Genomic DNA, 19,525 nt, shown 5'->3' on the forward strand with positions numbered 1-19,525 from the left:
GTGACATGACCAGGCAGTCGGCGGCACCCCCGGTGGCCTTCGGCGTGCTGGGGCCGGTGGAGGCGGTGAACGACCTCGGTCCCGTCGCGCTGAAGGGCCCCCGCCAGCGGGCGGTGCTGGCCCGCCTGCTCGTCGCCCGGGGCCGGGTCGTGCCGGTCGACCGGCTCGTCGGTGACCTGTGGGAGGAGCCCGCGGACGGCGCGGTGGGGGCGATCCGGACGTTCGTCGCCGACCTGCGCCGGGCCCTGGAACCGGGCCGGCCACCCCGGCAGCCGGCCCGGCTGTTGGTGACCGATCCACCCGGGTACGCGCTGCGTGCCGCGCCCGAGGCGGTGGATTCCTGGCGGTTCGAGGCGGCGGTCGCCGAGGCGGGCGAGCTGCTGGCAGCGGGCGGGCCCGGCCCGGCGCTGGCGTGCCTGGACGGCGCGCTCGCCCTGTGGCGCGGCCCCGCGTACGCCGAGTTCGCCGGGCAGCCCTGGGCCCGGGCCGAGATTGACCGGCTCGACGAGCTGCGAATGCTGGCCGTCGAGCGGCGGGCCGAGGCGCTGCTGGCCCTGGGCCGGGCCGCCGAGGCGGCCACCGGGCTGCGGGCCCACGCCACCGGTCACCCGCTGCGGGAGGACGCCTGGCAGTTGCTGGCTACGGCCCTGTACCGGTCGGGTCGCCAGGGCGAGGCACTGGCCGTGCTGCGGCAGGCCCGCGACACCCTGGTGGCGGAACTCGGCGTCGACCCGGGCCCCCGGCTGCGGCGACTGGAGGCCGACATCCTCGCCCAGGCGCCGGAACTCATCCCGCCCGAGGTGTCCCCGCCGGCGCGGGCCGACGCCGTGCCGCCCGCTCGCGGCGGCACCGAGCAGGGACGCGACCGCCCGGCGGCGCCGCGCGGGACCTCGCCCACCGGTGCCCGGGACCGCGACGACCGCCGCCCGTTCGTCGGCCGTGACGAGGAGTTGACCCTCCTGCGGCAGGCCGCCCGGCACGTCGCCCGGCACGGCGCCCCCGTGCTGGCCCTCGTCTCGGGCGAGGCGGGCGCGGGCAAGACGGCCCTGGCCGACGCGCTCGCCGGGGAGTTGACCGCCGACGGCTGGACGACGGCGTGGGGCCACTGCCCCGAGTACGAGGGCGCTCCCGCCGCCTGGCCGTGGACCCAGATCACCGACGCGCTCACCGGGGCCACCGACCCGGCGCCGCACGCCACCGGCTGGCGGGAGGCGCCGTCGCCCGGCGGCCCCGACCCGGGGCCGCACGCCGTCGGTGCGGGGTCGGACGGCACCAGCCCGGGCTCGTACGGCACCGGCGCGGGGCCGTACGCCGTCGGTCCCGGCGAGGACCCGGCGGCGGCCCGGTTCCGGGTCCACCGCGCCACCGCCGCCGTGGTGTCGGCGGCGGCCGGCCGGGCGCCGGTGCTGCTGGTCGTCGACGACCTGCACCGCGCCGACGCCGACACCCTGGACCTGCTGACCGCCCTGGTCGGCGAGCCGGAGCCGGTCGCCGGCCCGCTGCTGGTCGTGGGGACGTACCGCGCCGCCGAGATCACCCCGGAGTTGACCGCCGCGCTGGCCCGGGTGGCCCCCACCGAACCGGTCCGGGTCTACCTCGGCGGCCTGCCCGAGCCGGCGACCGGCGACCTGGCCCGCGCCGTCGCCGGGCCTGCACTGGACGACGCGGTGGTACGCCTGATCCACCGTCGCAGCGGCGGGAACCCGTTCTTCGTCCGGGAACTGGCGCGGCTGCTCGCGGCCGAGGGCGAGTCGGCGCTGCACCAGGTCCCAGCGGGGGTGCGGGACGTGATCCGGCACCGCCTCGCCCGGTTGCCGGACGCGGCGCAGACCGTGCTGCGGCAGGCGGCGGTGCTCGGCCGCGACGTCGACCCGGATGTGCTGGCCGCGCTGGCCGGCGACCCCGCGCCGGTGCTGGACGCCCTGGACCGCGCCCTGGCGGCCGGCTTCCTCGGCGAGCACGAGGCCGACGGGCGGCTGCGGTTCACCCACATCCTGGTGCGGGACACGCTCTACGGCGACCTGTCCGGGCCGCGCCGGGCCCGCTGGCACGCCGCCGCCGGGGACGCCATCGAGCGGCTGTACCCGCACGACGTCGCCGCCCTCGCCCACCACTTCGCCCGCGCGGCGACCCGCGCCACCGCGCCCCGCGCCGCGCGCTACGCCCGGGCGGCGGCAGCGCAGGCCGAACGCCGCTTCCACCCGCACGAGGCGGCCCGCCTGTGGCGGCAGGCGGTCGCCGCCCACGACCGTGCGGGCGACGACGACGTACGCGGGCGGTTGGACGCGGCGATGGGACTGGGCCGGGCACTCGCCGTCACCGGCCACCTCGACGAGGCGCGGCGGCTCCGGTCGGCGGCGATCGCCACGGCCGTCGGGCTCGACGATCCGGGCCTGGCCACGAGCGTGCTGACCGCGTTCGACGTCCCGGCGATCTGGACCCGCAACGACGACGAGCAGCTCTCCCGCCAGGTCGTCCGGGCCGCCGAGCGCACGCTGGCCGCGCTCGGCGACGACGAGCCGGAACGGCGCAGCCGGCTGCTGAGCACCCTCGCCCTGGAGTTGCGCGGAACGACCACCGACCGGGGTCACGGGGCGGCGCGCGAGGCGGAGGCCATCGCCCGGCGGCTGTCGCACCCGGCGCTGCTCGCGCACGCGCTCAACGCCCGCTTCCTGCACTCCTTCGGCCGGGCCGGTCTCGCCGCCGAGCGCGCCCGCATCGGCGCCGAACTGGTCGACCTGGCCGCCCGGCACGAGCTGGTGAGCTTCGAGGTCCTCGGCCACCTCGTCCTCCTGCAGGCGCACTGCGCCCTCGCCGACCTCACGGTCGCGGACGCGCACGCCGACGCCGCGGACCGCCTCGCCGAGCGGTACGACCTGCCGCTGGTGGGCGTCTTCACCCGGTGGTACGCCGCCCTGCGGCTGGCGGTCGGCGGTGACCCGGAAGGGGCGGAGGCCGCGTACCGGGCCGCGCAGGCCACGCTCACCGGCAGCGGGATGCCCGGCATGGAACACGGCCTGCTCGCCCTCGCGCTGCTGTGCCTGCGCCTGGCACCCGCACCGGGGGAGCGGGGAGCCAGCGGGCCGGGGCGGCACGATCGGACGGACGGGGACTTCGGGCCGTACGAGCCCTGGGCCCGGCCCCTGGTGCTGCTCTCCACCGGCCACCGTGGCGAGGCCGCCGCCGCGCTGCGCGCCCTCCCGGAGTCACCGCACGACCTGCTCCGCGAGGCCCGGCTCTGCCTCGCCGCCCGAGCCGCCCTGGCCCTCGGTGACGGCGCGACGATGCGGTGGGCGTACGCCGAACTGGCGCCCGCCGCCGACGAGCTGGCCGGGGCCGGCAGCGGCATCCTCACCCTCGGCCCGGTCGCCCACCACCTCGGCGACCTCGCCGCCGCGCTGGGCCGCCCCGACGAGGCCGCCGCGCACCGCCGGACCGCCCGCGCGGTCGCGGCGCGGGCGGCCCGCTAGGACGGCGGCCGCCGCCGGGTCCGTCGGGCGCGGCCCCTGCGGTTTTCCGCACCCGCCCGGTGCGGTCGCCCGGCGGAACCGGGCGGCCGGCCCCATGGTCGGCTCTCAGGATGAGTTCGTAGCGTGGGGGCCATGATTCGTACCGCGCACGCCCTGCTCGCCACCGGAACCGCCACGGGGGAGGCCGCACCACCGGAGGACGGCCTGGTCGGCTACGTCACCGGCCTGGTGGAACGGCTCGGTGGTCCCGGCGCGGGCCTGGCCGTCGCCCTGGAGAACCTCTTCCCGCCGATCCCCAGCGAGGTGATCCTGCCGCTCGCCGGCTTCGTCGCCGGTCAGGGGCGGATGAGTGTGGTCAGCGCGATCTTCTGGACCACCCTCGGTTCGCTGCTCGGCGCCCTCGCGCTGTACTACATCGGCGCCGCGCTCGGTCGGGAGCGGATCAGGGCGATCGCGGCGCGGCTGCCGCTGGTCAAGCTCAGCGACGTGGACCGCACCGAGGAGTGGTTCCTGCGACACGGGGTCAAGGCCGTCTTCTTCGGCCGGATGATCCCGATCTTCCGCAGCCTGATCTCCATCCCGGCCGGCGTGGAGCGCATGCCCGTGTGGACGTTCGCGGTCTACACGACCCTCGGCAGCCTGATCTGGAACACCACCTTCGTGATGGCCGGCTACCTGCTCGGTGACAACTGGCACCTGGTCGAGGGGTACGTCGGCGTGCTCCAGAACGTGGTCATCGTCGCCAGCGTGGCGGCCGTCGGCTGGTTCGTGGTCTCCCGGGTGATCCGTGCCCGGCGGGGCGCGGCAGCGGCCGTCGAGCCGGAGCCGACCCCCGGACCCGCCCCGCTGCACCACGGGCCCGACCCGGCCGGGCGGGGCACCATCTACCGCAGCGCCCACTCGGAGGGGCAGCCCGCCCCGTGGGACCGCGACGGGGTGCGCTGAGCCGGTGGAGGTGCCCCGGTCGGTGACGCCACGCCCGGCCCGGATCCCCGTCGGGGTCGCCCTCGGGATCCTCACGGCCGTGGTCGAGGCGCTGTTCCTCCTCGGCGCGGCCGTCGCCGTGGCCGGCGCCGCGGCCGTGCCGCCGGCCCGTCGCCGCGTCCGCACCGCGATCCGCCGGTACGCCGCGACGCTGGCGCGGTACGAGCGGGACCGGCTGGCCCGGTTCCACGGCGTCGAGGTTCCGCCCGGGGCGGCGGGCCGGCGGGAGGTCGGTTACCTGGCCGCCCGCCTGCTGCCCGGGGCGCTGGGCCTGCTCGCGTACGGGGTGCTGGCCGTCGGCGTGGTGCTGGCGTCGATCGTGGTGCGGGCCGTGTTCCGCGGCGACCTCGGCGTGACCGACGCGCTGCTGCAGGCCGTCGTCGGCGCGGCGCTGCTCCTGGTCAACGTGCAGGCCGTGGTGAGCGTGGCCGCGCTGGACGTCCGGCTTGCCCGGCGCCTGCTCGGCCCGAACGCCCGCACCCTGCTGGAGAACCGGGTCCGGGAGTTGGCCGCCAGCCGCGCCGGTGTCATCGCCGCCGTGGACGCCGAACGGCAGCGCATCGAGCGGGACCTGCACGACGGTCTCCAGCAGCGCCTGGTCGCCCTCGGCATGCTGCTCGGCCGGGCCCGCCGCAGCCGGGACGCCGAGCGCACCGCCGCGCTGCTCGCCCAGGCCCACGCCGACGCGCAGCAGGCCGTCGCGGAGCTGCGCGAGGTGGCCTGGCGGGTGTACCCGTCCGCGCTCGACGACGCCGACCTCGGGCAGGTGCTGGAGATGGTCGCCCAGCGCTCCGACGTTCCCGTCCGCGTCCGCTGCGACCTGCCGGTACGCCCGCAGCGGCAGGTCGAGACCGTGCTGTACTTCGTCGCGTGCGAGGCGCTGACCAACGCGGCGAAGCACGCCGCCGCTACCCTGATCACCGTCGAGATCGGGGCCGGGGAGGAGTTCGTCCGGATGACGGTGCACGACGACGGCGTCGGCGGGGCCGACCCCGCCGGGCGCGGGCTGTCCGGCCTGGCGCGACGGGTCGCGGCGCAGGACGGGCGGCTGTGGGTCGACAGCCCGGCCGGCGGGCCCACCACGGTGTCGGTGGAGCTGCCGTGCGGATAGTGCTCGCGGAGGACTCCACGCTGCTGCGTGAGGGCCTGGTCCGGCTGCTGACCGAGGAGGGCCACGAGGTCGCCGCCGCCGTCGCCACCGCCGACGACGTGGTCGACGCCGTCGCCCGGCACCGGCCCGACGTCGTCGTCACCGACGTACGGATGCCGCCCACCCACACCGACGACGGGCTGCGGGCCGCCCTGGAGATCCGGCGGCGCTGGCCCGGCACCGGAGTCCTGGTCCTCTCCCAGTACGTCGAGAAGCGGTACGCCACCCGGCTGCTCGCCGACCGTCCCGAGGGCGTGGGCTACGTGCTCAAGGACCGGGTCGCCCAGGTGGACGACTTCCTCGACGCCCTGGACCGGGTGGCCGAGGGCGCGACGGCGTTGGACCCCGAGGTGGTGCGGCAGGTCCTGGCCGGCGCCGACCGCACCGACCCGCTGGCGCGGCTGACACCGCGCGAACGGGACGTGCTGCACCACATGGCGCAGGGCCACACCAACGCCACGATCGCTGGGAGGCTGCACGTGTCGCAGAGCGCGGTGGAGAAGCACATCAACACGATCTTCGACAAGCTGGAGCTGTCGCGGGCGGGGGGTTACAGCCGGCGGGTGCTCGCGGTGCTGCGGTATCTCGGGGTCTGAGTTCTTCTCTCCGCTGCTGCTGCGGTCGTGGTGGGGTGTGGGTTTGCTGTGCGTCGTGGTGGGGGTGTGGCCCCCCCGGGCCCCCGCCCGGGGGGGGGGGGGGGCGCCCCGGCCCGGGGGGGCGGGGCCCCCCCCCGCCGTGCCCGGCTCCGGGCGGTCAGGCTTGATCCCTGCGCCGGGCACGGCGGGCCACACCCCGTCGGTGGTCGCGGGGCCGTCCGCGCCGGGATGTCCGATTGGCGTCGAGCTGCCCCGTCTGGGAGACCACGTGTCACCCCAGGCTCGGTGGTCTGCGCCGGCACCATGTGCCCCATCTGTGGGGCAGCTCGACAGGGGCCGGGTAGCACCCCCGACGGGTTCGCTTCTGGGTGTGACCGGGGGCATCGTGGGCGCGGAATCGTGGCGGGGCCGGGGTCGTTACACCATGCGTACGGCCGAGCAAGGCCGCGCCGCCTCCGGGTGGCGGGGTGTGGGTCCCCGGAATTATGGTGGGCCGCCGGTCGTTACACATGGTCCCGGCCCGTGCAGGGCGACCCCCTCGCCCCGCGTGGATGGCCGGTTCTGATCTTCCCGGTGAGACGCCGGATCCCCTGTTCTTTGAGCGCCGGACGGTGCTTGCACCCCTCGCTGACCCCCTTCGGCGTCGTGGTGCCAACCCCCGAATGGAGCATCCTGATGAACACGATCGTGCGTAAGAGCGTTCTTGGTATTGCTGGTCTGGCTGTTGCTGGTGGTCTGGCTGCTGGTCCGCTGAACCACGCCGACACCACCCCCGTGGCGGCGACGCCGGTCACCGCCGTGGCGGTGCAGGCGGACAAGCCGGCCGTGGACAAGACGAAGCTGATCCCGCATGGCGTGCAGGGTGCGCAGTCGCGCATCGACCTGACCGACGAGCAGGTCGCCAACGTGAAGGCGATCATCGCGGCGACGAAGAAGGCTGGGATGGACGAGCGGGCCGCGGTGGTGTCGATCGCGACGGCGTTGCAGGAGTCGAAGCTGGAGAACCTGGGTCATCTGGGTGACCGCAACGACCACGACTCGCAGGGTCTGTTCCAGCAGCGCCCGTCCTCGGGTTGGGGCACGGTGGAGCAGATCACCGACCCGGAGTACTCGACGACGGCGTTCCTGAAGGGTCTGAAGCAGGTCGACGGGTGGCAGGACATGCCGCTGACCGAGGCCGCGCAGACGGTGCAGGTGTCGGCGTACCCGGACCACTACGCCCAGTGGGAGCAGCAGGCCGCCGACCTCGTGGCCGAGCACTGGAACAACTGACAGTTGCGTGATGCCGCTGGCCGGTACCCCGTTCGGGTGCCGGCCAGCGGGTTTTCTGGAGGAGGTCGGCATCCTCCGGGCCGTTGAGGGTGTAGGCGTGGTCGTCCGCGCCGGGGACGGCGACGGCGTCCGCGATGCTGCCCAGGCCGTAGACCAGGGTGTCGTAGCGCAGGACCCGGTCGTCGTCGATCCGGACGGTCTTCGCCTCGGCGTCGACGGCGGTGACCCAGCCGCGGACGAAGTCGGCGCCGGTGCCGTCCAGCAGTTCCGGGATGTTCATCTCGGCCGTCTCCTGGCCGGTGGCAGTCATGTGCAGTCGGAGCCGCTCGGTGAAGGTGTCGTAGGGGTTGACCAGCGTCGCTCGCAGGTTCCCACGCTTCCTGGTGCGGGCCGCGAGCTGGATCGCGGCGGAGAGCGCGGCGTAGCCGGCGCCCAGGACCAGGACCTCGTGCTGTTGCGCTGTTGTCGCGTTCATCGCTCTGCTGTCTCTTTCGTGTCGGTCGTTCCCGCTGTGCGGACGACCACCAGACGCAAGCTGCCGTTCCGTTCGTGACATGGGCTGACATGGCCCGCGTCACATTGCGATGAGGGGGCGGGGGCGCGGCATCCGCACCCCGAGCACCGCGACGCGCAGCATTCAATCATGATCGACTGGCTTCGCGCGGGAACCGACGGAACAACAGGAGTCGCAGGCGACGTCAGCGGCTGCCCTCGGCCAGTTCGGCGAGGATCCCCTCGCAGCTGCGGACGACGACCTGTGCGCCCCGCCGCTGGGTCAGCCGGAGCGAGCTGTCCTCCGCCCGGTTCCGCCAGCTCCACTGCGCGTCGGCGGCGACATCCCAGAGCTGCTGCGTGGTCGCGTCGTGTTCGACGCCGAGTCGGGCGGCCAGGCCGACGCCGTCCCCGCCGACCAGCCGCCGTGCCTCCTCGGCCAACCCGGTGTCGAATCCGAGCCGGGTGTTCCGCAACGCCGCGAGCAGTCGCAGCTCCTGGAACTCGTGCGCGCCGGCGAGGATCTGCTCCAGCATGGTGAGCAGCTCATCGGTGCCCGGTTCGGGTTCGGCTCGCAGCAGCGCCTCCACGGCGACCATCGCCGAGCGCGCCTTGAGCGCGTCCCGCCGGTCGATGAGGAGGCGGTTCACCGACTCGCGCAGGTCGGTCAGGCCGCTGCGGCGGATGAGCTCGGCGGACAGCTTGGCCCGGTTGTCGCAGCCGGTACGGACCAGGGTGGTCGCGAGCCGGACCCCGAAGAGGCCGAGCCGGTCGAGCAGCGCGGCGCGTACCTCGGCGTCCAGCGGTACGGGTAGCTTGCCGCCGGCGAAGCGGTCGGCCGAGAGCAGGTGGGGCTCCAGGGCCTCGCGGGGCACGCGGGCCAACTGCGCGAGCACCGCGAAGTCCGACTCGCTGAGCACCCGGCCGGCCAGGCCGATCAGCCCGCTGCACGCCACTGTGTCCACGCAGAGCGCGTTCACGCGGGGGTCGCGGTACTGCCGGCGGGCGAGTCGGCGGGCGGTGATCAGGGCGTCGATTCGTCCGCCGCCGGTCTCGTCGGCCCGGGACAGCACCAGGACGACGTTCACCGGGGCCGCTTGGCCGACGGCGCTCTCCCGGCTGGTCTCCAGGACCCTCAGGTCGGTGCCGCGACCGTCCCGGGTCAGGTACAACACCGCGTCGGCGTCGCGCAGCACCCGGTCCATCACCGGCGCCCGGCCGTGCTCGTCCACGCCGGTGATTGCGGGCGTGTCGATGAGGGTCACCTGCCGCAGGGCCCGGGTGGGCCACCGCACCACGATGTCGCGCAGCTCGCCGGCTCGCCAGCCGACGAGGTCCACCCGCATCCCCGTCGCCGACTTGACCATCGCCAGCTCCTGCGGCGGGTGACTGGTCGAGTAGGCGAGGGCGCGTGGTTGCGGCGCGTCCTCGTACCAGGTGAAGACGTCGGTGCCGTCCGCGTCGCCGACGGGCGCGACCTCCTCGCCCATGATGGCGTTCAGCATGGTGGACTTTCCGGAACGCCAGGGGCCGGCGACCGCGAGGCGCAGCGGCTGCTCCAACCGCGCCAGTTGGTGGCGGAGAGCAGCGGTGGCCCGCGGGTTGTCCCGGTAGAGCTGCAGGGCGCGCTGCAGCAGCCCCCACACCGCCTCGTCGAGCCGCAGGCCGACGGTCATGCGGGGGACCCCAGCCCCGCCGGGGCGGTCCGGGCCCCGGTCAACTGTTGGGCCTGGTCGTAGAGCGCGGCCAGCCGGGTCATCTTCAGTCGGATCTCGCGCTGGCGCTGCTCGCGGACGGCCAGGTCGGTGTCGGCAGCCTGCTTGGCGGTGCGGAACGACTGGATGATGGCCTCCTGCAACTCCTCGGTCAGCGCGGTGAAGTGGTCTCGGAGCATCCGCTGCACCTGCCGGACGGTGTCCCGGCAGTCCTTGTTCATGCGGACGAAGTAGTCGTCGACGTGGCGCTGGATCGCCGTCTTGACCGTCGACTGGCGGCGGCGGAGCAGCTGTCTGCTCTCGTCGTGGATGCTCTTGCCGCCGAACAGCGCGCCGGCGCCGATCGAGACAGGGTTGATCATCGGCATGCCGGCCAGCGTGAGCGCGAGGCCGAACATCAGCAGGCCCCCGTACGAGCCCTTCATGCCGGTGATCACCTTCTGGCTCGCGGTGAACCGGTCGATGTGCGGCCGTTCCATCTCCGGCAGCCGGTCGCCGATGTCCTCCGGCACGGTCACCGACCAGGGTGGCAGCACGTCGTAGCCGTACCGGGCGAAGTTGGCGGCCACCCGGCGCGCGGCCCAGTCGCAGCGCTGGACCAGCCACTCGTGGTTCGCCTTCGCCGCCTCGGTCAGGCTGCGTTCGAGCCAGTCCTGGAAGGTGTCCCAGGCGACGAGCGGGTCCGCCGTGTCGAACGCCTCGTCGACCATTCGCAGGATCTGGCGGGTCCGGTCGCGCAGGTCGTACTCGATGTCGGAGAGCAGGTCGCCCATCTCGTCATTGAGGGTGTTCTGCCAGCGCGTGGAGCAGCGGCGCAACTCGTCGACCTCCCGCTGGGCCGCGTGCAGCTGGGAGATCGGGCCGGACTGCCGCTGCGCCTCCTGGCTCTCCAGCTCGGCGCGGAGCGGCGCGGCGAGCTGTTCGACCACCGTTCGAGCGGTCAGCGCCACCGAGGCGCGCGCCAGCGGATCGGCCTTGCCGGCCAGGTCCCGCTGGAGCCGGGCGATCAGCACCGGGAAGCCCGACTCGGCGTTGAGCTCGCGGTCGTCGGTGACGGCCGCCCGCAGGCGTAACGCCGACGAGACCGGGATCAGCGCCGCCGGTACGCCTGCCTCGGCGAGGTGTCGCCGGTTGCGCTCGGCGACGGCACGCCAATCCGTCACCAGGTCGGTCTTGGTCTGCACCACCACCACGTTCGGGTGCGACCGGGTGATGTGCAGCAGCATGTTGATCTCGGCGACGGAGAGTTCCCGGGTCGAATCGGAGACCAGCAGCACCGCGTCCGCACGACTCACGGCGGCGATCGGGGCGCCGCCACCGATCGCGGTCGCCTCGTCGCTGCCGGTGGTGTCCACCAGCACCAGTCCGGCGCCGAGCAGCGCGCGGGGCAGTCCGATCTCGACGTGCGCGGGGCCGCCGCCGGGCCGGCGCCCGAGCGTGCCGGCCACCGCGGGCGCGATCCGGTCCACCGGTACCGCGGTTCGCTCGACGGTGGCGGCATCGACCGGGCCCGCCGCGGGCGGCGTGTGGACCACCGCCGCCGAGGCGACCTCGCCGTGGCGCACGACCGTCGGCAGCACAGTGGTGGGACCGTCCCCGACCGGGCAGACCGGAGCGTTGACGATCGCGTTGACCAACTGGCTCTTGCCCTGGTTCGGCTCGCCGACGACCAGGACGCGCAGGGTCGGGTCGAGCAGTTGGACGCGCTTGTCGCGGACGGCTTGGAGCAGGTCGCCCCGTCCGTGTTCGCGGCACGTGCGGGCGATCCCGTCGAGCACGTCCAACCAGATCCCCGCCATCACCGCACCAAGTGTGCGGATTTCGGCTCAAATATCAAGAGGGATGCGGAGAAAGCCGGATCGCCGTCCGCGATCCGGCTTTTCTCGCCGTCGTCCGGAACGGTCAGAGCAGACCGTCGCCGAGACCCAGCAGCCCGCCGCCGGAGGAGGCGGAGACCTCGCCGTGGACCTCGGCCTTGCCGCTCACGCCGCCGGTGACGTCACCGGTCACGCCGCCGACCGCGCCGGTGACGCCGCCGAGGGCGCCGTCCACCTGGCCCGTCACGCCGCTCACAGTCGACGGCACGTCGACCGGCGGGACCAGGCCGGTGCCGCCGTCGCCCAGACCGAGCCCGCCCAGCGCGTCGTCGCCACCCAGCGAGCCGACGATCCCGCCGACGTGGCCCTCGGTGCCGGACAGCGCGCCCCCGAGCAGGCCGTCCGGGGTGCCGAGCAGGCCGTGGTCGGTGGCGTCGAGCACGCTGCCCGGGTTGCCGACCGTGCCGGCCAGATCCCCGACCACCGGGTCGGCCGTGGTGTCCACCGCGCCGACCACGTCGGCGTCGAGGGTGTGCGCCAGGTCGTGCACCCCGACGAGGTTGGTGTCGAGACCGCTGTGCCCGACACCCAGGCCGATCCCGGGCAGCACGGTGGCCGTGACGCCGACGGCCGCCGGGTCGACGGTGATGGCGCCGAGCACACCGGCCTTGACGTCCAGGCCGCTGTGGCCGCCGATGCTGAGCTCCGGCGTCGCCGTCTGCAGCTGACTGACGGCGCCGGTGACGTCTGCCACGAGCGGGTCGGCTCCGAGCTGACCGGTCACCGGAGCCACCGGGGCGAGCCCCTGGGTCGGGGCGTAGTCGACCACCAGCGGGACGACGTCCTGCACGTCGGCGGGGGTGATGTCGGTGAGGCCCGCGGCCTGCAGCGCGCCCTCCGGGTCGAGGTCGAACGCCGCCTTGGCGTCGGCGTCGGTGAGCAGATTGAGCACGAAGTCGTGCAGGGTCATGTGCGGGATCTCCTCGATGTGCGTCGGCGACCGTTGATCGTCGACAGTGACGCTATTGCCGGTGACCGGCTCCGTCATCGGGGACGAGCCCCCCGACCCGCCCCGCCGGATTAGGGCACGCGCATCCTCGTACGTTAGGGGGAATGGGGGTCCCGACCCGGCCTGATTTAGGGTCCTGATGCCGGAGTGATCTCTGGTACGAACGTAGGAGCCCGCGGGGTTTGCCGGGGGTGGTCGCCGCGCGGTGTGGACGCCGTCGCCCCGACCGGCCGACTCGCGGTGAGGGAAGAAAGCGCATGCCGTACGTCCTGGGGATAGACATCGGAAGCACCAACACCGCAGCCACCGTTGCCCGGCGACAGGGCGCGACCTGGAACCGCCCCGAGGGGGTCCCGCTGGACGCGGGGTCGGTGATCGTGCCGTCGGTGCTGCACCTCGCCCGGGACGGCAGCCTCACGGTCGGCGAGCCCGGCATCGACGACGGGGCCCGGACGGCCCGGGGCTTCGTGCGGCGGGTCGGCGACGACGTGCCCCTGATGCTCGCCGGCGAGGCGTGCCCACCGCAGACGCTGACCGCGGTGCTGACGTCGTGGGTTGTCGAACGCGTGCGCGACCGCGAGGGTGAGCCCGCCCAGGCCGTCGTGCTCAGCCACCCGGCGGGCTGGGGCCGGCATCGGCGCGAGCTGTTGCACGCCGCCCTGCGGGAGTTCGGCCTGGGCCACGTGACACTGCTTCCGCGTACTGTCACGGTGGCCGAGAGCCACGCGGCACGGGGCTTCCCGGGCAGTGCCGCCGTCGTCTACGCCCTGGGCGGCAACACCTTCGAGGCGGCCCTCGTCCGCCGCACCCCACGCGGCACGTACGAGACCTTCGGCTTCCCGCAGGGGCTCGAGTGGATCGGCGGTGCCGACTTCGACGAGGCGCTCGCCGAGCACGTGCGGACCGCACTCACCGGTGACCTCGGCGGCACCGCACCCCGGCAGGCGCACGACACGCTGCGCGGGCTGCTGCCCGGGTGCGAGCGGGCCAAGCGTGAGCTGACCGTCGGCACGCAGACCGACGTGCTCCTGACGCTGCCGAGCGGGTCGGCCCGCGTGCCGGTGAGCCGGGTGCAGTTCGAAGACATGATCCGCCCGGCGGTGCAGGCGACGATCGACCTGCTGCTGCGGACCGTACACTCCGGTGGGCTGGCGCCGGCGCAGCTCGACGGCGTCCTGCTCGCCGGCGGGTCCACCCGGATCCCGCTGGTCGCCGAGCTGCTCGCCGCGGCCCTTCCGATACCGGTCGAGATGGAGCCCGATCCGCAGCTGACCGCCGCGACGGGCGCGGCCCTCGCCGCCTGTCAGATGGTGTCGCCGCGCCCCCGGCGCGAGGGGCGGGACGACCGACCGGCCCCGGTCGGCACCGAGGGCCGCGTCGGCGCGCCGGCCGTCGCGCCGCGGCACCGACCCGATCATCGCAGTGGGATCGGGAGCGAACCACCACCGCGCCCACCGGTCCGGTTCGCCCCGCTGGAACTGCCGAAGGCGTCCCGCCTGGCGTTGGCCCGCAGGCGGGGCGGCAGAGGATGACCAGCATGACGAGCGGCGTCGCCGGGCACCGGCTGGTGCTGGACCCACGGTCGCAGGGCCTGCTCGACTCGGTGGCGGCCGCTCCGGCGTCGCCGCTGGTGCTCGGCGTGACGGGCCCCGGCGGCCACGGCCGCAGCGCCTACCTCCAGGAACTGGCCGCGGTCTACCAGCGGGCCGGGTGCACCGTGCTGGAGAGCGCGCCCGACCAGACCGACACGGTCGACCCGGACACAGTGCTCCTGGTCGACGACGCGCAACTGCTGGACGACGCCCAGCTTCGGACGCTGCGCCACCTGGTGACCGCCCGCCGGCACCGCCTGGTCGTCGGCTACCGACCGTGGCCCCGGCCGGCGGCGCTGGTCGAGCTGGCCGCCGCGCTGCGACGGGACGGGCACCTGGTCCTGCTCACCCCGTTCACCAGAGAGCAGACCGCCGCCTACCTCGCCTGCGCGCCGGAGCTCGGCCGACAGCCCGACCTGGTCGACTTCGTGCACGGGCAGACCGGCGGTGTGCCCCGCTACGTCGAGCGGCTGGTCCGCGGGCTGCGCGGTCAGGAGGGGCCACCGGGCGTTCCCGCGGAGCCGTCCCGACAGGTCATCCTCGAGTTCGGGCCGGACCTGGAGGACCTGGCTCCCGACGTCCGGCGGCTGCTGCTCGCCGTCGCGGCCGGCGTACCGCTGCCGGTGGACCTGCTCGGCGCGCTGCTCGACCGGGAGCCGGTCGAGGTGGACGAGCTGATCGGCGCGACCCGGGCGGCCGGGCTGCTCGGCGCGGACGGCCGGCTCGCGCCGATCGTGCGGCGGGCGGTGACCGCGCTGAGCCCGGTCACCGAGCGCACCGCGGTCTGGCTCCGGCTCACCCAACTGCAGCTGGCCCGGGGCGGGCCGGTGCTCCCGCTGGTCCGCTCGCTGCTCGCCGCCGGAGTGGCCGGCGAGTGCCCGGCACCGACGCTCGAGGCCGCCGCCGAGGAGGCACTGGCCGGCGAGCCCGCGGTCGCGGCGGAACTCTTCGCCGCGGCCACGGCCGCCGGGCGGCCCGCCGCCGTCCGGCAGGCGGTCGCCGCGGCGCTCGCCGGTGACCTCGACCTCGCCCTGCGGCTGGCGGACCGGCTGCTCGCCGCGGCCCCCGCGGCCGAGCAGGTGGAGGCGGCGGTGGTCGCCGCGACGGCGCTCGCACACCGTGGCCAGGGCGGTCGCAGCGTGGAACTGTACCGCTGGGCGGGCGGCGCCACCGCGGAGGCGTTCGCCGCCCTCGGCGCACTCGCCGTCGGCCAACAGGTCGACGGAGCGGATCCGCCGGCGGACGACCGTGCCGGTGGACCGCCCACCCTGCACCACAGTGCCGCCCGGCTGATGGCCGACGGAATTCGGGACAGCGTCGCCGGACCACCCACCACCGCGCTGTCCACCCTCGTGCAGGCAGCGGCGCTGCTGGAGCCGGCAGGCCGGGCGGTGCTCCTGCCGGACAGCCCGGCCGCGCTCGCGGCGTTGACGGCGATGCACTGCGGCGAACTGGACATCGCCGAGGGCGTGCTCGACCGGGCAGTGACCAGCGGCATCGGCGGTCCGCTGTTGGCCCGGCGGCACCGGTTGCTGCAGGCCTGGATCGCGATGGTCCGAGGACGGACCGGCCTCGCGGCCGACCACCTCGCCACGGTGACCGCCGGCGGCCGGCCGCTGGAATCGCGCGACCTGCTCCTCGCCAGGGCGATGGAGATGGGGATCGCCCGGCGCAACAGCGACCTCGGCGCGCTCCAGCGTGGCTGGGATGCCGCCCTGGAGGCGCTGGTCCGCCACCCGGTCGACCTGTTCACGCTGCTGCCGCTCGGCGAGTTGGCCATCGCCGGGGCCCGCCTGGGCCACCTGAGCCGGCTGGAGCCGTACCTGCGCCAGGCGCGGCAGTTGCTGGCCCGGCTCGGCGACCCGCCGCTGTGGACCGTGCCCCTGCACTGGAGCGGCCTGCACGCGGCGATCCTCGCCGAGCGCCCGACGACGGCCGACGACCACGTGGCCGCCCTGCTCGGCGCGGCGGACCACAACCGGTACGCCACGGTGGTCGCCGCAGCCGCCGCCTGCTGGGTGGAGGTGTTGCGCGGGACGGTCGACCCGGTCCGGGTGGAGGCCGCCGCCCGGGGGCTGCACGACGCCGGGCTGTGCTGGGACGGCGCTCGGCTCGCCGGCCAGGCCGCCATCCGCACCTCGGACCGACGGGCGATGACCACCCTGCTGGACTGCGCCCGGATGCTGCAGGGACGCCCGGCCGGGGCCAAGGGCGGGCAGCGCCCTCCGGGCGGTCCCGCCGACGCCGCCGCGAGTCCCGCACGGCACCGCCTCAGCGACCGGGAGTGGGAGGTGGCCGAGCTGGTGCTCGCGGGATCGACCTACCGCGAGATCGGTGACCGGCTGTTCATCTCCGCGAAGACCGTGGAGCACCACGTGGCGCGGATGCGGTCCCGGCTCAACTGCGCCAACCGGGCCGAGCTGCTGTCCCTGCTGCGGACGATCCTCGCCGACCGGTCGGACGGCGCGGCTCGGCAGCCCTGGCCGGAACGGACGCCGTCGAGGTCCCGGTCACGAGAGCAAGGAGACGACAGATGACGCCTTCCGTGGTCAGCGTCGGCAGCCTGAGTGGCGCGCTGAACGACCTGGTCGACCGGGTGCCGGGGGCCGATTTCGCGGTGGTGCTGTCCCCGGACGGGCTGCCGCTCGGCGTCTCCCGCGGAGTCGACGACGAGCTCGCCGGGCGACTGTCCAGTGTGGTCGGGGGACTGGAGGCCTTCGGCCTGGCCGCGGCCCGGGTGTGCGTCGGTGGGGCGCTGCGTCAGGTCGTCGTGCAGATGTCCCGGGCGTTCCTGTTCACCGCCACCACCCGGAACGGGGCGATCCTCACCGTCCTGATCGGCGGTGACGCGGAGGTCGGCGACATGGCGTACGAGGTGGCGCTCTTCGTCGAGCAGGCCGAACGGCACCTGCCGGTGCACCTCGAAGCGGCCTCGACGGTGCGGGGCGGGGGCACCGGTGCGGACTCCGGCCCGGCTTCCACCTGGCCGGGTCCGTCGGTGGCCCACCGCTGACCGCCCGCACGAGCAGATCGACCAGCGGGACCAGCCGGCGTCGAGCCCGCTGACGCCGGACCAGGCCAGCCTCAGAAGTCAGATCAGGCCGTGCGCCAGCATCGCCTCCGCCACCCGGCGGAACCCGTCGATGTTCGCCCCGGCCACGTAGTCGCCGGGCAGGCCGTACTCGTCGGCGGTGGCCCAGCAGCGGTCGTGGATGTCCCGCATGATCCCCCGTAGCCGCTGCTCCGACTCCGCGAAGGTCCACGAGTCCCGGCTGGCGTTCTGCTGCATCTCCAGCGCGCTGACCGCCACCCCGCCGGCGTTGGCCGCCTTGCCCGGCGCGAACCGCACCCCGGCCCGGCCCAGGATCCGCACCGCCTCCGGCGTGGTGGGCATGTTCGCGCCCTCCACCACCGCGACGCAGCCGCCGGCCACGAGCGCCGCGGCCTCCGCGCCGCCGATCTCGTTCTGCGTCGCGCACGGCAGCGCCAACTGGCAGGGCACCTCCCAGACGGTACGACCGGAGACCGCCACCGCGTGCGGCACGTGCCGCGCGTAGTCGTCCAGCCGGGCCCGGCGCTGTTCCTTCAACTCCCGCAGCAGTTCCAGGTCGATGCCCTTCTCGTCGAGCACGTAGCCGGACGAGTCCGAGCAGGCGACGACCTTCCCGCCGAGTTGGTGCACCTTCTCGATCGCGTAGATCGCCACGTTGCCGGAGCCGGACACCACCACCCGCTTGCCCTCCAGACCGTCCCCGGCCTGCCGCAGCATCTCCTCGGCGAAGAACACCGCCCCGTAGCCGGTCGCCTCCCGGCGCACCTGCGCGCCTCCGTACGCCAGGCCCTTGCCGGTGAGCACGCCCGACTCGTACCGGTTGGTGATCCGCTTGTACTGGCCGAACAGGTAACCGATTTCCCGGCCGCCCACGCCGATGTCTCCGGCCGGCACGTCGGTCTCCGCGCCGATGTGCCGGTACAGCTCGGTCATGAAACTCTGGCAGAACCGCATCACCTCGCGGTCCGAGCGCCCCTTCGGGTCGAAGTCCGCGCCGCCCTTGCCGCCGCCGATCGGCAGCCCGGTCAGCGCGTTCTTGAAGATCTGCTCGAAGCCGAGGAACTTCACGATCCCGAGGTACACCGACGGGTGGAAACGCAGCCCGCCCTTGAACGGGCCGAGCGCGCTGTTGAACTCCACCCGGAATCCCCGGTTCACCCGGACCCGGCCGTGGTCGTCCTCCCACGGCACCCGGAAGATGACCTGCCGCTCCGGCTCGCAGATCCGCTCGATGATCCTCGCCTCGGTGTACTCGGGGTGCCGGGCCAGGGCCGGACCGATGCTCTCCAGCACCTCGCGCACCGCCTGGTGGAACTCCGGCTCTCCCGGATTGCGGGCGACCACACTGGCGAACACCGTCTCCACGGACTCTGGCATACCGACACGTCCCTTCACTACTTGCTGGTAGCCACGTTGCTACCATCCGGCGTCCGCGTACCCGCCAACCGTCCCGGGATACGGACCGTGACCTTCGTCCGGTTCACTATTCGCCGTGGACGACTCGATCTGGGCCGCGGTCCGGGCCTCGCGCGGCTGGCTGGACGCCGCAAACGGCACGGGACAGGCCGAAATGACCTGCCGGATCCTCAAGCTCACCGAGGAGGCGGGGGAGGCGGCGGGTGCCTGGATCGGTCTGCTCGGCCAGAATCCGCGCAAGGGTGTCACCCACACGCGGGACGAGGTGGCGGCGGAACTGGCGGACGTGGCGTTCACCGCGCTGGTCGCCATCGAGAGCCTCGGACTGGACGCGGCAACGGTGCTCGGCTCGTGTGCGGCCAAGGTCCGGGATCGGGTCGAGCCTCCTCCTGGTTGAGGTTCGGGTCCTGGCCTCTTCTGTGCGTGTGCTTGCCGTGCGTCGCTCTGCGTCGTGGTGCGGGCCACACCCCGTCGGTGGTCGCGCGCCGTCCGTGCCTGGATGTCGGTTGTGCGGCCTCGTGTCGGCAGTGGGGTTGACGTGGTTGTCCGGCCTGCGGGGTGGCGACCGGTCGCCCCGCTGTCGGCAGGTCCGGGCGGGTCGGGTGACGTGCGCCCTGTCGAGCTGCCCCATCTGTGGGACCGCTCGTCGCGCGGTGGGTGGGTCGGCTGCTGCGGTCCGGGAAGCTGCCCCGTTTGTGTGGGACCGGTCGTGACAAAGGGTGGACGGGGTGCTGTGGGCGCTGTCGAGCTGCCCCGTCTGTGGGACCACCCCCGTCACAGCAGGCTCGGTCGCCTGCGGCGGCATGTTGTGCCCCATCTGTGAGGGCAGCTCGACAGGAGCCGGGCGGCGGCACCGTGCGGCGTCGTCCCGTGGGTCCGGTTCGGGGTGTGACCGGGGGCATCGTGGGGGCGGAATCGTGGCCGGGTCGGGGTCGTTACACCCTGCGTACGGCCGAGCAA

Annotated in this window: 13 protein-coding genes and 1 pseudogene; 9 read left to right on the top strand and 5 right to left on the bottom strand. The window is 74.5% G+C overall.

Features of this window, described 5'->3' with window-relative positions; all coding sequences use genetic code 11:
* Positions 1 to 5 precede the first annotated feature (5 nt).
* The 5 genes from ACGF5G_RS27695 to ACGF5G_RS27715 all read left to right on the top strand — a co-directional run bounded on the left by ACGF5G_RS27695 (position 6) and on the right by ACGF5G_RS27715 (position 7,472).
* Positions 6 to 3,470, top strand: coding sequence for a BTAD domain-containing putative transcriptional regulator (locus ACGF5G_RS27695; protein WP_393267961.1), 3,465 nt, complete (start codon positions 6 to 8; stop codon positions 3,468 to 3,470).
* Between the two features lie 132 nt (positions 3,471 to 3,602).
* Complete coding sequence (locus ACGF5G_RS27700; protein ID WP_393267964.1) at positions 3,603 to 4,415, top strand: DedA family protein; 813 nt, start codon at positions 3,603 to 3,605, stop codon at positions 4,413 to 4,415.
* Between the two features lie 22 nt (positions 4,416 to 4,437).
* Positions 4,438 to 5,565: a sensor histidine kinase gene (locus ACGF5G_RS27705; protein WP_393267967.1), complete on the top strand. Its 1,128-nt coding sequence runs from the start codon at positions 4,438 to 4,440 to the stop codon at positions 5,563 to 5,565.
* On the top strand, positions 5,556 to 6,200 hold the full coding sequence (locus tag ACGF5G_RS27710; protein ID WP_393267970.1) for a response regulator: 645 nt from the start codon (positions 5,556 to 5,558) through the stop codon (positions 6,198 to 6,200). Before ACGF5G_RS27705 ends, ACGF5G_RS27710 begins: the two co-directional genes overlap by 10 nt.
* A gap of 675 nt (positions 6,201 to 6,875) precedes the next feature.
* Positions 6,876 to 7,472, top strand: a complete 597-nt coding sequence (locus ACGF5G_RS27715) for a hypothetical protein (protein WP_393267972.1) — start codon at positions 6,876 to 6,878, stop codon at positions 7,470 to 7,472.
* Positions 7,473 to 7,581: 109 nt separating this feature from the next.
* On the opposite strand, the pseudogene ACGF5G_RS27720 reads toward ACGF5G_RS27715, so the two are convergent.
* From ACGF5G_RS27720 to ACGF5G_RS27735, 4 genes and pseudogenes are all read right to left on the bottom strand, one after another.
* Positions 7,582 to 8,028 (bottom strand): annotated as a pseudogene (locus ACGF5G_RS27720) (FAD-dependent oxidoreductase); the annotation flags it as partial.
* Positions 8,029 to 8,170: 142 nt separating this feature from the next.
* Positions 8,171 to 9,640 (bottom strand): dynamin family protein, encoded by a 1,470-nt coding sequence (locus ACGF5G_RS27725; RefSeq protein ID WP_393267973.1) that lies wholly within the window; start codon positions 9,638 to 9,640, stop codon positions 8,171 to 8,173.
* Positions 9,637 to 11,478 (bottom strand): dynamin family protein, encoded by a 1,842-nt coding sequence (locus ACGF5G_RS27730; RefSeq protein WP_393267976.1) that lies wholly within the window; start codon positions 11,476 to 11,478, stop codon positions 9,637 to 9,639. Before ACGF5G_RS27730 ends, ACGF5G_RS27725 begins: the two co-directional genes overlap by 4 nt.
* Before the next feature lie 103 nt (positions 11,479 to 11,581).
* Positions 11,582 to 12,544 carry an IniB N-terminal domain-containing protein gene (locus tag ACGF5G_RS27735; protein ID WP_393267979.1) on the bottom strand — a complete coding sequence of 321 codons (963 nt, stop codon included), beginning with the start codon at positions 12,542 to 12,544 and terminating at the stop codon, positions 11,582 to 11,584.
* Between the two features lie 218 nt (positions 12,545 to 12,762).
* On the opposite strand from ACGF5G_RS27735, the gene ACGF5G_RS27740 reads away from it, so the two are divergent.
* Genes ACGF5G_RS27740 through ACGF5G_RS27750 form a run of 3 tightly spaced genes read left to right on the top strand, consistent with a single transcriptional unit; the run spans position 12,763 to position 17,110 of the window.
* Entirely contained in the window at positions 12,763 to 14,037 is a 1,275-nt protein-coding gene (locus ACGF5G_RS27740; RefSeq protein WP_393267982.1) for an Hsp70 family protein, read from the top strand.
* 5 nt (positions 14,038 to 14,042) lie between these two features.
* Complete coding sequence (locus tag ACGF5G_RS27745; protein ID WP_393267984.1) at positions 14,043 to 16,634, top strand: LuxR C-terminal-related transcriptional regulator; 2,592 nt, start codon at positions 14,043 to 14,045, stop codon at positions 16,632 to 16,634.
* On the top strand, positions 16,631 to 17,110 hold the full coding sequence (locus ACGF5G_RS27750; protein ID WP_393267987.1) for a roadblock/LC7 domain-containing protein: 480 nt from the start codon (positions 16,631 to 16,633) through the stop codon (positions 17,108 to 17,110). The genes ACGF5G_RS27745 and ACGF5G_RS27750 overlap by 4 nt, the downstream gene beginning before the upstream one ends.
* A gap of 78 nt (positions 17,111 to 17,188) precedes the next feature.
* Here ACGF5G_RS27750 and gdhA read toward each other — a convergent pair whose 3' ends face one another.
* Positions 17,189 to 18,526, bottom strand: a complete 1,338-nt coding sequence (gene gdhA, locus ACGF5G_RS27755; protein WP_393267989.1) for an NADP-specific glutamate dehydrogenase — start codon at positions 18,524 to 18,526, stop codon at positions 17,189 to 17,191.
* Positions 18,527 to 18,641: 115 nt separating this feature from the next.
* On the opposite strand from gdhA, the gene ACGF5G_RS27760 reads away from it, so the two are divergent.
* A complete protein-coding gene (locus ACGF5G_RS27760) occupies positions 18,642 to 18,962 on the top strand; it encodes a MazG-like family protein (RefSeq protein WP_393267992.1) in 321 nt (106 codons plus the stop codon).
* Positions 18,963 to 19,525 lie beyond the last annotated feature (563 nt).

It is taken from the genome of Micromonospora sp. NPDC047730 (assembly GCF_043204765.1).
In the GTDB taxonomy this organism is placed as follows: Bacteria; Actinomycetota; Actinomycetes; order Mycobacteriales; family Micromonosporaceae; genus Micromonospora.

Coding starts and splice junctions, on each gene's coding strand:
- ACGF5G_RS27735 (WP_393267979.1), bottom strand. CDS start 12,544: ATGACGGAGCCGGTCACCGGCAATAGCGTCACTGTCGACGATCAACGG.
- ACGF5G_RS27730 (WP_393267976.1), bottom strand. CDS start 11,478: ATGGCGGGGATCTGGTTGGACGTGCTCGACGGGATCGCCCGCACGTGC.
- gdhA (WP_393267989.1), bottom strand. CDS start 18,526: ATGCCAGAGTCCGTGGAGACGGTGTTCGCCAGTGTGGTCGCCCGCAAT.
- ACGF5G_RS27695 (WP_393267961.1), top strand. CDS start 6: ATGACCAGGCAGTCGGCGGCACCCCCGGTGGCCTTCGGCGTGCTGGGG.
- ACGF5G_RS27700 (WP_393267964.1), top strand. CDS start 3,603: ATGATTCGTACCGCGCACGCCCTGCTCGCCACCGGAACCGCCACGGGG.
- ACGF5G_RS27725 (WP_393267973.1), bottom strand. CDS start 9,640: ATGACCGTCGGCCTGCGGCTCGACGAGGCGGTGTGGGGGCTGCTGCAG.
- ACGF5G_RS27745 (WP_393267984.1), top strand. CDS start 14,043: ATGACGAGCGGCGTCGCCGGGCACCGGCTGGTGCTGGACCCACGGTCG.
- ACGF5G_RS27715 (WP_393267972.1), top strand. CDS start 6,876: ATGAACACGATCGTGCGTAAGAGCGTTCTTGGTATTGCTGGTCTGGCT.
- ACGF5G_RS27740 (WP_393267982.1), top strand. CDS start 12,763: ATGCCGTACGTCCTGGGGATAGACATCGGAAGCACCAACACCGCAGCC.
- ACGF5G_RS27750 (WP_393267987.1), top strand. CDS start 16,631: ATGACGCCTTCCGTGGTCAGCGTCGGCAGCCTGAGTGGCGCGCTGAAC.